Below are 13659 nucleotides of genomic sequence, written 5' to 3' on the forward strand. Positions count from 1 at the left end.
TTGAGTATTACAAATAAAAAAGAGAAGCTTATTATAATAAGCTTCTCTTTTTTTATAAATTATAAATTTTATTTAGGAGACCAAATACTATAAGAATTTGGAGGAGCTTGAACTTTAATCCAACCATTAGGTTGTGTATATGGCTCCCAATTAGAATTTCCTGTATAATCTTTGATTAGGGTTCCGTTCCAATTGGTTTGGACCCAACGTTCTTTCCAATTATTACTATTGTTAAGGTAAACTATTAAACCTGGAGAACCATTTCTTCGAGCAATATATTCATCTTGATCTACATGTAGAATATCGGTCGTCCCGCTAGCTTTTTTGTTATGTATCCATATTAAATTATTCAATTTATCTTTGTCTAACCATTCTTCATAATCTTGATAGAATATACAAGGATAACCTTCGTGAGTTAAAATGTAAGCATAGGCAAGTATTTTGCCAGCTAAAATTTCGTTGGTATCGTGATTACTCACAAAAGTTACTGCTCGCATCGGATTTCTTTTCCATAACATGTCGTCCTGTAAATATGTAAGATCATTTCCATCAAAAGCATCTTTCATTTTATAATAACATGCAAAATCAAAAGCGGAAGCTTGTGCTTTATGAGTCCAGTTCTCTAATAGGTTTACATTAGCATCCCAGTATTCTCCAACAGCAAACCCACTAACTTCATCTATCCAGGCATTGACTACCCAAGGTTTATAACCTTTTACATAATCGAAACGCCACCCATCAACTCCTAAGGTGTTTTTATAATACTTAGCGACAGAATAAGGCTGTTTCCATAACCAATCTTGTACGTAACTTTTATCGTGACATAAATCTGGATAACCACCAAATACACCCGAATCGTTAGAGTGGTTATCATTAGGATGAAAGTCTGTTGAAGAGCGCTGAAATAATCCTGAAGCGGGATTAAAATCTGTATAAGTATCTGTACCTGTATAAATATTGCTTTCTAAATCGCCACCACTATTATGATTAATCACAATATCAGCAATAACAGCTACATTATGGTTATGTGCATTTTTTATGAGGGATTCTAATTCTTGTCTCGCTCCAAATCTGGTCTCGGTAGATCCCATTTGATCATAGTCTCCAAAATCAAAATAATCGAAGGGGTCATAACTCATAGAAAAAGGACCATTTTGAGCTTTCGATATAGGTGGTAACCAAATAGCATCAATCCCGGCATTACTCCAGTACTCTAATTTAGTAGATATGGTATTCCACCAAGTACCGCCAGCAGGAACATCCCAATAAAAAGCTTGCATCATAACTTTAGAACCTGTGTTTATAGTCAATGATAAATCTGTTGCTTGGGATTGATTTTTTTCTTTTACTGATGAATTTTCAAAAGCATTAGTACTACAACTTACATAAACAACAAGCAGTCCTATTAATAAAAATTTGTTCATAATAATTTAGTTTTAAAAGCTAAAAATTAGAGTAAATTAAGGGAGAAGCTTTTTTATTGATTAACATTAGCACTTAGTTTACTATTAATCTCTTTTGAACTCTATTTCCGTTTTGTTCTAATTGAAGAAGATATATTCCTTGAGTTAAACGTGAGACATTAATCGCTTGGTTAGGACGAATGTTCTTTTTTATCAGAATTTGCTTTCCAGTAAGATCATAAATTTTTATTTTTTCTACTTGTTCAGATAAATAAATGTTTTCGCTAGTTGGGTTAGGGTAGAGAATAAGGTTGGAAGTTTTTAATATCTCATTATTTAAATTAGCTTCTTCATTACCGTAAATAAAATATTCACCTGGAGCTAATGAAATAGTAGCGTTCACATCAGTCACTTGGTAAGTATTATTATTCATTAAGTTATACCAAGTTCCTGTTTCTTGAAATTCTGGATTAATAGTTTGTGTAGTCACTCCAAAATTACCAGTAATTGTTACATATTTAATTTCGTTTCCAGTAGCATTAGAATTTTCTAAGTGAATGGATTTTAGTCCGTTATTATTGTTAACACTCATTTCAATACTTCCGGTTGCAAAGATTTCATGTGCTTTTTTTATGGCAATCATTTGTGCATAGGCATCATATAAATCGGTACGATCTATTTCGTTTAAAAAATTCCAACCGCTTGGTTTTTCAGAAAGTTTACAACTTTCGTCGTTAGGAATGGTACCATCTGTACAAGTAAAAATACTAGTGTCATAGCCTAATTCTCCAAACTGCCAGATCATTTTAGGACCTGGAACGGTAAAGAAAAAAGCACCAGCAGTTTCCATACGATCTAAAGCAGTAGAAAGATTGGTAGCATCGTAAGAACCATTGGCATTTCCGTAAGTTAAGTTTTTAAACATTAAACGCTCTTCGTCATGACTTTCCATAAAGCCTACGTTTCTTGGTGTTGAAAGCCCGATATTTTCATAAGAAATGTCTGCAAAATTTGAGTTAGCGTTCCACCCCATGGTGGCTTCGTTATATGGAGAGTTTTGTATGTTCCAGAACATAATACCTTTGCCTTCATCTAAACGGTAGTTTGCCCATTCAATTTCTTCATTTCTAGAAGTACCATTTCCTAAATGTTCAAAAATAATGATGAAATCTGAGTCTACAGCCCATTGTACATCGGCGTAGTCTTTTAAAACTTGCACACGATCTGCTTGATAACTATTGGTACATGCCTCATCACCATTACAATTTTGAGTGAAACCTTTAGTTAAATCCCAACGGTAACCATCAATATGAAATTCTTCAATCCAATATTTGGCAGTTTTATTTACGTAGTTTTGGGTAGCTATAGATTGATGGTTAAAATCATTAAATACATCATAACTATGAGTAGCTGATACATTAAAATAGGGGCTATCTGCAGCAACTATACCTGAAGTACAACCATCGCAATTGTTATACATTCTGTAAAGCGGACTTTGTCCTGTGGCGTGATTATAAACTACATCTAAAATTACCGCGATACCACGTGCATGACATTCATCTATAAATTCTTTAAACATTTCTGGGCTTCCATAATATTTATCTAAAGCCATATGAAAAGAAGGATTATAACCCCAACTTAAGTTTCCATCAAATTCTGAAACAGGCATCAACTCGATAGCATTAATCCCTAGGTTTTCAAGATAATCTAATTTGTTTTTTACTGCATTGAAGTTTTGAACATCATCAAAATCACGAATTAGTAATTCATAAATTATCAAATCTTCTTTTGCTGGTGGTGTAAAACTGGTGTTTTGCCAAATATATGATGGAGCACTTTTTCTAATCCAAGAAATAGCTTCGGTAGTCATTCCTGTTGGATATGACGGAATATTAGCAAAAGTATCGTCTGTTATAAAAGTATCGTCATAAGGAGATAAAATTAAAGTAGAGTAGGGGTCTGCAACATTAATTTGCGCATCGATTAAATATTGAAATAAAATATCGTCTTCAGTTTGGTTTAAATTATTTATAGTAATCCAATATTTTTCTTGAGCAGGATCGTAATTCATTAAATAATCGTTATCGATATTCCAATTATTAAAGTTTCCTATCACATGTACAAAATCTTTATTGGGAGCGTATAATACTAAAGTTGCTGTATTGGGAGTATTAGGGTTGAAATTTATCCCATCTTCCATCCCGGCAGGAATGGCAATTTGAGTTGGGGTTGGAGTAATAATTGCTTGAAAAGTTGCTGTTAAGGTAGTCGATGTAGAAGGGTCTGTGGCAATTAATTCAAAATTAGTATCTTGATTTAGTGTATAATTATAGGTATACAATTGCTGATTGTTTTGTGTGTATACTTGTACCATTTGCAAATAACTCAAAATTAGCATTTACTGCTGTTGAAGCATCTATTGTTAATGTACTTCCGCTATTTAAAATACTCACATTATTGGTTGGACTATTTAGATTGAATTGAAAAATACCAACTTCAGTAATATGGTCTTGTGTTTTCTTATCTCCTGAACCATCTTTAGCTTTGGCTAACATTCCTATACTTCCGATGTTAGAATTGCCATATAGATCTTGTGGAATAAACGTGAATGAGTAAGTCCCGTCACCATTGTCGGTAAATTTCTGGGCATCGTTAGAGTTTCCCCAAGTTCCGTTAGTTGGAGAGTCTTGTGTATTTTGGTCGTTTAGATCGTAAAACCAAGTCCACAGGTATAAATCTGAAACGCCCCATTGGGATAAATCGATGTTAGTAACAGTAAGGGTTACTTGATCATCTGGGTTGAAATGAGTTGGATTAATTGTAAAATTTACATTTTGTTGCTGTGCAATGCAGAGATTAGAAAATAGTATGAAAACAAATATGAAGAATTTTTTCATAATAAAGGTATTTAAGTTTAGCTATTGGTTTACCTCATCGATAGTATAATGAGAAGTTTTTTAATGTAAAAAACCCTGAATACGCAGGAATAACTGTATGAGAACAATTTTGTGTATTCAGGGTTTTATAAAATAGTTAAGGGTATTAATTTATTTGCCTTAACTTGAAATTATTCAATAGAATAGGTATTGTTATTAAAGTCTACAATAATGGTGTAAGTGCCCGCAGAAACAGTAATATTATCTCCACCTTCAATAAGTTCACCATTTGTGCCACCAAAATCGCCACCCCAAGTATTGTTAAATCTAAATTTAATTTCACCATCTGTAAGGTTAATGTTTTCAACTCTCCAGACTTTATTAACACCATCATATTTTAATTGAATATCTGGACCATCCCAACCGTTTGGAGTTGCAGAACCTACAATACCCCAAGAATATTCTTCTAAGTTATAGGTTAATTCATTTAAATTAATATTAATCTTGTAAGTGCCTGCAGAAACTGCAATATTATCTCCACCAGCAACTAATTGACCATCACTACCTCCGTAGTTATTAGCCCAATCATTATTTTCTCTAAATTTAATTTCTCCGTCTGTTAATGTTGTATAGGCTACGTATTCTTGATTGTCTACACCATTTTGATTGGTTTTCCAAAAAGAAGCATCTGGACCATCCCAACCATTAGGTGCAGCAGAACCTACGATTCCCCAAGTAGTACTTAAGTCTATAAATGGTTCATAAGTAGTTACTGTTAACCTAACAGGAGTAGAGAATTTAACAGCATTTGTATTAGAGCTTCCTAAATAAGATTTTATTCTAATTAAGATTGTCTCTGTAGTGTTTTGTGCTAAACCAACTTCAGCTAGCTTAGTGTTAAAATCACTTGTAGTTAATTGAAATGATGTATTCTTTAGTTCTTCTGCTAATTTAATAACTTCTGAAAAGTTATTTGATTCAGTAGAGAGTTCTACTTGATAATTAATTGGAGTGTTTACCTTAAAATTTGCTTCTTCCCATTCTAGATTTAGAGCCTCATCTTCAGCGTTTTCTTGTAATAAAATTAAAGATGTATCTTCTGATGGAGTTGTAATACCAAAACTTTCTGCTTGAGTATCGATAATTGTAATATCATCATCTGAGCAAGAAACAAAACCCAGACAGCTAATTAATAAATAGATATAAAAATTTTTCATGATCTTCAATTTTTTGGTTAATTAATAACCTGTGTTTTGTGTAAGGTTTTCATTAGTTAAAATGATATTACTTGGGATAGGGAAAATAGTTTTATAAGCTTCTACGCCTGTACCACTTTGAATATCTCCTTTAAAAGGCCATAGATAGGTATTGGTGGTAAATAGTTGGTATCTTATTAAGTCTGTTCTTCGTTGACCTTCCCAGTAGAGTTCTCTGGCTCTTTCATCGATAATAAAATCTAATGTTAAATCGCTACTACTTATATTTCCGTTAGATGAACCACCAAAAGCTCTTTCTCTTAATTCGTTGATGTAAGCTGTAGCCGTTTGTAGATCGCCGCCAGATCCTCCTCTTAATACCGCTTCAGCATAATTTAGATAGATTTCTGCTAATCTAATTATGGGTAAATCTGTATCTGCAAAATCACCACCTTGATCACTACCGGCATCACCATTAGAATCTATATTAGTGAATTTGGTAACTGCATAACCGTCAGAAAATGTATTAGCTATGGTGTTGATTTCTAAGTTTTGATCTTGAGTATAAAACATAGCTCGATTATCTTCCCAAGCAATAGGATCTCCATTTTCTGAATTGCTTATAGCATAATCAAATTTATTAACCAATGCCTTGGTTGTTCTTAAACCTTCCCATCCGCCATTAATACCATATAAAGAAGGGTCCATAGAACCACCAATCGCAGCGTGAATTAAAAAAGAAGTTCCTCCGTAGGTTCTGGAACTATTTCCATCAAAATTTAGGGTAAAAATAAATTCTTCTTGCGCTCCGTTTGCATCGTTATCTGCTAAGAATAAATCATCATAAGCATTTCCGTTACCATTAGCATCTGTAGTATGTATGGAATAGGTTGAATTAATAGTTTTTTTGGCATACGTTACAGCATCGGTATAACGATTTTCTCCAGTCCATACTTCTGCGTTGAGATATAATTTTGATAACAATGCCCAAGCAGCTACACGATCTACACGGCCATATTCATTAGTGCCGCTTTCTTTTAATCTTTCTTGAATTTCTAGAAGTTCACTTTCTACAAAATTAAACAACTCTGTTCTTGTACTTTGTTCTGGAAGCGAAGTAGAAACTTTTGTTGAAAGTGGAACATTTGCATAAAAATCAATTAGGTTATAATAGGTGAAAGCTCTTAAAAATCTAGCCTCTGCTATATAAAATTCAACTTCAGCATCAGTTAATGATTGTGAATTTTCTATAAATGAGTTACAAAATGAAACTTCTTGACCTAAACGAAAATACATAGCTGTTATAAAATCATTTGAAGCTCCCCAACTTAGAGCATGAAGATTAGGTAATCCAGGATCTCCCCATCCTACTACTGCATTATCTGTAGTTAACTCATTTAAATTAAATAACATTCTAGAATATTGAGAAGTACCTTCATCTATGCCTGTTATATCGGGTTGCCCTGTAGCTCCCTGTTGTCCAGTAAGTGCTAAACTAGCATAAAGTTTGGCTAACGCTCCTTTTGCTTCTGTAGCATTTACAAAAACATCAGTTTCTGTAAAACTATCTGGATCTATTGGTTTTTGATCTAAATCATCGTGGCATGAAATAAGTAATAATGCCGGTATAATTAATATTAGTTTATTGATATAGTTCATTTTCATTTTTTAAAAGTTTAAGTTAAATCCAATTGTATATAATCTTGGTCTAGGGTAGAAGTTATTATCTATACCTTGGTTAATTTCAGGATCAAGACCATCATAATCTGTAATAGTTACTATATTTTGAGCTGAACCATAAACTCTTAAGTTACTGTCTTCACTAAAAATTTTAGAGATAGTATAACCTAAAGTGATATTGTCTAATTTAAAGAAAGAAGCATCTTGTACATAGTAGTCACTTTTTAGGTTAGTATTGGTAATATTCTGAAAACCTGAATTGAAAGTATCTGCATGAAGGTTACTTAAAATACCATTTTCTGTAGCTTTGATTTGATATGATTTTGCAGAAGCCATATTACTATAGTTATAATTACCTAAACTCGCTCTAGAAACAATTGCTAAATCCCAATTTTTATAGTTAAGGTTAGTGTTAAGACCCATAGTAATGTCTGGGTATGGATTTTCATCTAAATATTTATCATCATCATTAATTACACCATCGGCGTTTCTATCAACATAAGCTCCTTCAATTGGTTTACCGGCTTCATCATAGATTTGCTCATAGACATAGTAACTAAAAGGAGACTCTCCTTCTCTATGCAATTGAATATTGTTACCAGTACCTCCAGAAATACCACCCACAGGTATGTCACTTGGTAAATTAGTAATTTCATTATCGTTAAAAGCAACGTTATAGCCTACCCTCCAAGTGAAATTCTCTGTTTGTATAGGAATTAAATTTAATTCAAACTCTATTCCTTTGTTTTCCATATCTCCAATATTCTTATTTATAGAACTTGCGAAGTTTGTGAACGGTGATACAGTAACGAAGCTAATTAAGTCTTCTGTTTTATTTAAATATGCGTTAACCGATCCGGAAATTCTATTATTAAATAGTGCATAATCTAAGCCTACATTTAAAGTTTTACCAATTTCCCATTTTAAATTCTCATTAATACCCTCTGGTCTATAAGTTTGGTAAAATGTATTTCCAAATTGATAATTAGCGTTAGTTCTACTTCTTTGATAGCGAGTTAAGAAATTATAATCGGTAAGCCCATTTACGTTACCAATTTGACCATAACCAACTCTTAATTTAAGTTGATCAATGGTTTCTGATTTAAAAAAATCTTCATTATTAATATTCCAAGCTAAAGCAGCTGAAGGGAAATACCCCCACTGATCATCTGGGTTCAATTTAGAAGAAGCATCTGCTCTTAAAGAAGCCGTTACTAAATAACGATCATCAAAATTATAGTTTAAACGACCAAAGTAAGAAAGCAACACACTTTTCCATTTATCTATAAATTCATATTCGTTTCCTTCTTTCTTAGCTTCACTATCATAGCTATAATTATCATTTTCAAAACTTTGATAAGAATAACCCGCTACTGCTGTGATTGAGTGCTCTTCAATATCTTTAGTATACGTTAAATAAGAATCAAAAAGTTTATTGGTAGATCTATTAATGAAATTAGAGTTAGAGCCATTCCAGTCTAATTGGGATGATGGCATATCTTGTGATACAAATGTTCTTCCGTGGCTATTTGTTTTATCTAAACCAACATTAATAGTAGCTGTGATAGCAGGAAAAAAATGTAATTTATAATCAACTTTAGCATTTCCAATAAATCTTCTTACTTCAGCAGTATCATCTTTTTCCTGTAATAAAGCTACTGGGTTGGTAGGTGCTAAATTGTATTGAGAATATCGATCTTCTGATTCGCTATAAGTTAGCCAAGTATAGTATCTTGAGTATGGAGAAGAAGGGGCATAGACAGCTTGTGTAGGATCAAAGTCTACAGCGCTACCAATAGCATCACGATTGCCAAAAGTATTTTCTGTATACATACCTCTTCCGTTTAATTCTACCTTTAGATGACCTTCAAAAAAACTAGGTTTTAAGTTTAACGACCCCGTTGTTCTTGTAAAATTATCATTTTGTAATATACCGTCTTGATCTGTGTAACCTAAAGAAGCTCTCACGGGCATAAAACCACCAATATTTCCAGTAGTACTAAAATTGTGTTCTTTCCCAAATGCGTCTCTATATATTAAATCTTGCCAGTTAGTATTAGCAGATCCAAGTCTAGATATAGCATCTTCATTTCCTACTTCATTTACTAAAGTTCTAAACTGATCTCCATTTAAAACATCTACATAATTAGATGGAGAATATAAAGTGGTAGCGGTTGAATAATTAAACTTAAAATCTAAACCTTTTCCTTTTTTGGTAGTAATTATAATCACACCATTAGCAGCTCTAGACCCATAGATAGCTGTAGCAGAAGCGTCTTTTAACACGGTCATACTTTCAATATCGTTAGGGTTAATAAAGTCTAATGGATTTCTAGAACCTCCCACAGCATCGTTTGAAATAGGAAGACCATCAATTACATATAGCGGACTATTTTGTAAGCTTAAAGACCCCAAACCTCTAATAGTAATGCTGCTCCCTTCTCCTGGAGCACCTCCTCCAGAGGTTACATTTACACCAGCAACTTTACCTGTAATTAATTGGCTAGCGGTATTCATTTGGCCTTTATTAAAATCTTCAGTGGTAATTTGATTAACTGCTCCAGTTAAATCTTTTTTAGCTGCAGATCCATAACCGACAACAACAACTTCGTCAAGAGTTGATGAATCTGTTTCTAGAGAAACATCGATTACTTCTTGATTTACGAAAACGATTTCTTTTGTAGAAAAGCCAATATAGGAATAAACAAGCGTATCATTTTTTTGAAGCTTTTCAATTGTATAATTCCCATCAAAATCTGTTACAGCACCTTTATTGGTGTTTTTAATAATAATATTTACACCAGGAATAGGCATTCCAGTAGTTTCAGTTACAGTACCACTAACTGAATCCTGAGCTAAAACGTTTGCAGGAACAGCAAATAGTAATAAAAGTAACCCTTTGTATAATGTTCTCATAGATTATTGAATAATAGTTTTAAATTTGTGTTTGTAACTTATATTTTCATTTTCCAATGTTAAAAATATGTAAATTTAATGTGATAACTAGGGAGTGAAATTTAATAAACACCAACTCTAACGTTTTCGTGTTGAAAACTTCTTAAAATTTAACATATTAAAAAAAAATCTATTTAATTTTTAAGAATATTAGATTTTTAAACTATTAAAATGAGTATATATTAATAAATTATGAAAAGGAAAATTACCTTAAAGCAAATTGCAAAGGAGTTAGATGTCTCTGTATCAACTGTTTCTAAAGCTTTAAAAGATAGTCGTGAGATTAGTATTGATACAAAAGATAAAGTCAAAGCATTTGCTAAATTGTATAATTATAAACCTAATAATATTGCATTAAGCTTAAAAAACAGAAAAACAAAAACAATAGGTATTATTATTCCAGAAATTGTGCATTATTTTTTCACTACCGTAATTCAAGGGATTGAGCACGTAGCTAATGAAAAAGGTTACAATGTTATAATATGTTTATCTAATAATTCTTTTGATAAAGAGGTTTTGAATTTAGAGTTTCTAGCTAATGGGAGCACAGATGGTTTTATTTTGTCTGTGGCTAAAGAAACACAACAAAAAGAGGATTATCACCATATAAATGAAGTGATTAGCCAAGGCATGCCTGTGGTTATGTTTGATCGTGTGATTGATGAAGTGATTTGTGATAAAGTTATTATAAGTGACAAGCATGGAGCGTTTGAGGCTGTTCAGTATTTAATAGATCAATCTTGTAAAAAAATAGCATTAATTTCTACCGTAGACTATGTGAGTGTTGGTAAGTTAAGAACAGAAGGTTACCAAGAGGCGTTAATAACCAACGATATACCAATAAATCCAGAATTAATTTTAAAAATCGAGGATGTAGATCATTCAGAAGAAAGAATTGAAGCTTTTTTTAGTGATAAAGATATAGATGCTGTTTTTGCGGTAAATGAAAAGTTTGCAGTTAATGCTATTAAAGCACTTACTAAATTGGGTAAAAAAATTCCAGATGATATTTCTGTGATCGGTTTTACCGACGGAGTAGTGTCAAAAAGTTTTATTCCAAGTCTCTCTACTGTTAACCAACACGGAGAAGAAATGGGGGCTAAGGCTGCTAGTTTGCTAATTGACAGATTAGAAGATAAAGTTCACGAGCAAAGCTTTCAAACTACTGTATTAAATACAAGTTTAATTATTCGAGATTCAGTGAAGAGAAAAACAGATTCATTGTAAATCGATAATTTAAGTTTTAGAAATTTACATTCTGTATTTAATATATATTCTATATATTTGTACGATAATTATCATTACTTATATTTTCACTTTCCACCTAAAGTAATGATAAGTCATAGTGCTTATCGTATTATTAATAAATAAGTTACGATATGCAAAAGCGCAAGCTAAGTTTCTGGGAAATTTGGAACATGAGTTTCGGTTTCTTAGGAATACAATTTGGGTTCGCACTTCAAAATGCCAATACCTCAAGAATTTTTGAAACACTTGGAGCGAGTGTAGAAAACATACCTATATTATGGATTGCTGCGCCAGTTACGGGGTTAGTAATACAACCTATTATTGGTTATTTTTCTGATAAAACATGGACTAAACTAGGAAGAAGGAAACCTTTTTTTTTAATTGGAGCTATTCTTTCATCTATCTGTCTATTTTTAATGCCCAATTCTCCTACACTTTGGATTGCAGCAGGTACACTATGGATTATGGATGCTTCCATTAATATTTCTATGGAGCCTTTTCGAGCCTTTGTTGGAGACAATTTAGACGAAGAGCAGCGCACACAAGGCTTTGCTATGCAAAGTTTTTTTATAGGTTTAGGAGCTGTTTTAGGTTCTTTATTGCCCTATTTATTTGCTAATGTTTTTGGCATTTCAAATACAGCACCAGAAGGTATCATTCCAGATTCTGTAAAATGGTCATTTTATGTTGGTGGCGTTGTTTTTATCTCGGCAGTATTATGGACGGTTTTTAATTCAAAAGAATATTCTCCAGAAGAGCTTGCAGCCATAGAAGCTAGAGATAAAGAAAAGCAGCCAGAAAGGATAGAAGTTGTTGATAAATCTAAAAATATTGCCAAACAATTAAGAGTTGGTTTTATCATGTTTCTAGTAGGGGCTATTATTTCTTATATCATTTATGTTAATGAGCTAACAAAAGAATTATATATTTTGTTTATTGGGTTAATCATAGTTGGTTTATTATTTATATCAGTCGCCTTATTAAGAAAGAGAAACTTTAGAAACGGTTATACCATTATTGTTACCGATATGTTAAACATGCCTCAAGCAATGAAACAATTGGCTTGGGTTCAATTCTTTTCTTGGTTTGCTCTTTTCAGTATGTGGATTTATACTACTCAAGCCGTGACAGGTCACATTTTTAATACCACAGATACCACTTCTAAATTATATAATGATGCAGCAGATTGGGTTCCTGTAATGTTTACCGTTTATAATGGTGTTGCCGCTGCAGTAGCCTTTTTACTTCCTTTAATAGCGAAAAAAACAAGCAATAAAATAACACACATGTTAGCCTTGTTTGTGGGAGGGATAAGCTTGATTTCTATTTATTTCTTAACGAGTAAAATTCAACTTTTATTTGCAATGATAGGAGTAGGAGTGGCTTGGGCAAGTATTTTGTCTATTCCTTATGCTATGCTTTCTAACAGCTTGCCAGCATCCAAAATGGGATATTATATGGGCGTTTTTAATTTCTTTGTTGTGCTCCCACAAATTGTAGCTGCTACGATCTTAGGCTTTATTGTAAAAGAATTATTTAATAACGAACCTGTATATGCATTAATTGTTGGTGGCTTTGTAATGATCTTATCAGGATTACTCACTCTAAGAGTAAAAACAAAACAAAAACTTATAATTGATGAAAATTAACACTAAAGCATTTATTTTCGATTTGGATGGTGTGATTGTAGACACGGCTAAATTTCATTTTCAAGCCTGGAAACGTTTAGCAAATGATCTTGGAATTGATTTTAATCACGAACAAAACGAGCAATTAAAAGGAGTAAGTAGAGTGAATTCCCTAAAAAAGATACTAGAGTGGGGTAATACTTCTGTTTCAGAAAAAAAATTTGTTCAACTAATGGATAAAAAGAATAAAGATTACCTCACCTATGTAGATGCAATGGATGAATCTGAAATTCTTCCGCAGGTAAAAGAAAAATTACAATTATTAAAAGATAATAATATTCCTATCGCGCTGGGTTCTGCTAGTAAAAATGCACGTAGGATTTTAGATAAAATAAATTTAACTCCGTTTTTCGACGAGATAGTCGATGGTACCAATGTGACCAAAGCCAAACCAAACCCAGAAGTTTTCTTGGTCGGGGCCGAAAAACTAGGAGCAAAACCAAAAGATTGTGTGGTGTTTGAAGACTCGATTGCAGGTATTCAAGCGGCTAATCATGCACAAATGACGAGTATTGGTATTGGTGAAAAAACGGTTTTACACGAAGCCAATCATACCTTTCAAGATTTCACAGAGATAAGCGACGAATTTTTAATCAAGTTAGCAAGAATTTAA

The 13659-nt window shown here is 32.6% G+C and carries 9 protein-coding genes; 3 read left to right on the plus strand and 6 right to left on the minus strand.

Annotation, left to right across the window (positions count from 1 at the left end):
- Nucleotides 1-68: 68 nt before the first annotated feature.
- From KW502_RS11815 to KW502_RS11835, 6 genes are all read right to left on the minus strand, one after another.
- Nucleotides 69-1424 (minus strand): alpha-amylase, encoded by a 1356-nt coding sequence (locus KW502_RS11815; protein ID WP_219040766.1) that lies wholly within the window; start codon nt 1422-1424, stop codon nt 69-71.
- Between the two features lie 73 nt (nt 1425-1497).
- Complete coding sequence (locus KW502_RS11820; protein WP_255554220.1) at nt 1498-3777, minus strand: alpha-amylase family glycosyl hydrolase; 2280 nt, start codon at nt 3775-3777, stop codon at nt 1498-1500.
- The gene (locus tag KW502_RS15415) at nt 3731-4300 is read right to left on the minus strand and encodes a fimbrial biogenesis chaperone (RefSeq protein WP_255554221.1); all 570 of its coding nucleotides are present in this window, start codon (nt 4298-4300) and stop codon (nt 3731-3733) included. Before KW502_RS15415 ends, KW502_RS11820 begins: the two co-directional genes overlap by 47 nt.
- Before the next feature lie 170 nt (nt 4301-4470).
- Nucleotides 4471-5496, minus strand: a complete 1026-nt coding sequence (locus tag KW502_RS11825) for a SusE domain-containing protein (protein WP_219040767.1) — start codon at nt 5494-5496, stop codon at nt 4471-4473.
- Between the two features lie 21 nt (nt 5497-5517).
- Nucleotides 5518-7140, minus strand: coding sequence for a RagB/SusD family nutrient uptake outer membrane protein (locus KW502_RS11830; protein ID WP_219040768.1), 1623 nt, complete (start codon nt 7138-7140; stop codon nt 5518-5520).
- A gap of 3 nt (nt 7141-7143) precedes the next feature.
- Nucleotides 7144-10071 carry a SusC/RagA family TonB-linked outer membrane protein gene (locus tag KW502_RS11835; RefSeq protein WP_219040769.1) on the minus strand — a complete coding sequence of 976 codons (2928 nt, stop codon included), beginning with the start codon at nt 10069-10071 and terminating at the stop codon, nt 7144-7146.
- A gap of 231 nt (nt 10072-10302) precedes the next feature.
- Between KW502_RS11835 and KW502_RS11840 the strand changes: the two genes are divergently transcribed.
- The 3 genes from KW502_RS11840 to pgmB all read left to right on the plus strand — a co-directional run bounded on the left by KW502_RS11840 (nt 10303) and on the right by pgmB (nt 13659).
- Nucleotides 10303-11337: a LacI family DNA-binding transcriptional regulator gene (locus KW502_RS11840; RefSeq protein WP_219040770.1), complete on the plus strand. Its 1035-nt coding sequence runs from the start codon at nt 10303-10305 to the stop codon at nt 11335-11337.
- 152 nt (nt 11338-11489) lie between these two features.
- Nucleotides 11490-13007, plus strand: coding sequence for an MFS transporter (locus tag KW502_RS11845; protein ID WP_219040771.1), 1518 nt, complete (start codon nt 11490-11492; stop codon nt 13005-13007).
- A complete protein-coding gene (gene pgmB / locus KW502_RS11850; RefSeq protein ID WP_219040826.1) occupies nt 13003-13659 on the plus strand; it encodes a beta-phosphoglucomutase in 657 nt (218 codons plus the stop codon). Before KW502_RS11845 ends, pgmB begins: the two co-directional genes overlap by 5 nt.

This window comes from Mesonia aestuariivivens, from assembly GCF_019311235.1.
GTDB classification, from domain to species: domain Bacteria; phylum Bacteroidota; class Bacteroidia; order Flavobacteriales; family Flavobacteriaceae; genus Mesonia; species Mesonia aestuariivivens.

Bases quoted from the DNA above. Each gene is read 5' to 3' on its own strand.
- KW502_RS15415 (WP_255554221.1), bottom strand. From the start codon at position 4,300: ATGAAAAAATTCTTCATATTTGTTTTCATACTATTTTCTAATCTCTGC.
- KW502_RS11820 (WP_255554220.1), bottom strand. From the start codon at position 3,777: ATGGTACAAGTATACACACAAAACAATCAGCAATTGTATACCTATAAT.
- KW502_RS11840 (WP_219040770.1), top strand. From the start codon at position 10,303: ATGAAAAGGAAAATTACCTTAAAGCAAATTGCAAAGGAGTTAGATGTC.
- KW502_RS11825 (WP_219040767.1), bottom strand. From the start codon at position 5,496: ATGAAAAATTTTTATATCTATTTATTAATTAGCTGTCTGGGTTTTGTT.
- KW502_RS11815 (WP_219040766.1), bottom strand. From the start codon at position 1,424: ATGAACAAATTTTTATTAATAGGACTGCTTGTTGTTTATGTAAGTTGT.
- KW502_RS11845 (WP_219040771.1), top strand. From the start codon at position 11,490: ATGCAAAAGCGCAAGCTAAGTTTCTGGGAAATTTGGAACATGAGTTTC.
- KW502_RS11835 (WP_219040769.1), bottom strand. From the start codon at position 10,071: ATGAGAACATTATACAAAGGGTTACTTTTATTACTATTTGCTGTTCCT.
- KW502_RS11830 (WP_219040768.1), bottom strand. From the start codon at position 7,140: ATGAAAATGAACTATATCAATAAACTAATATTAATTATACCGGCATTA.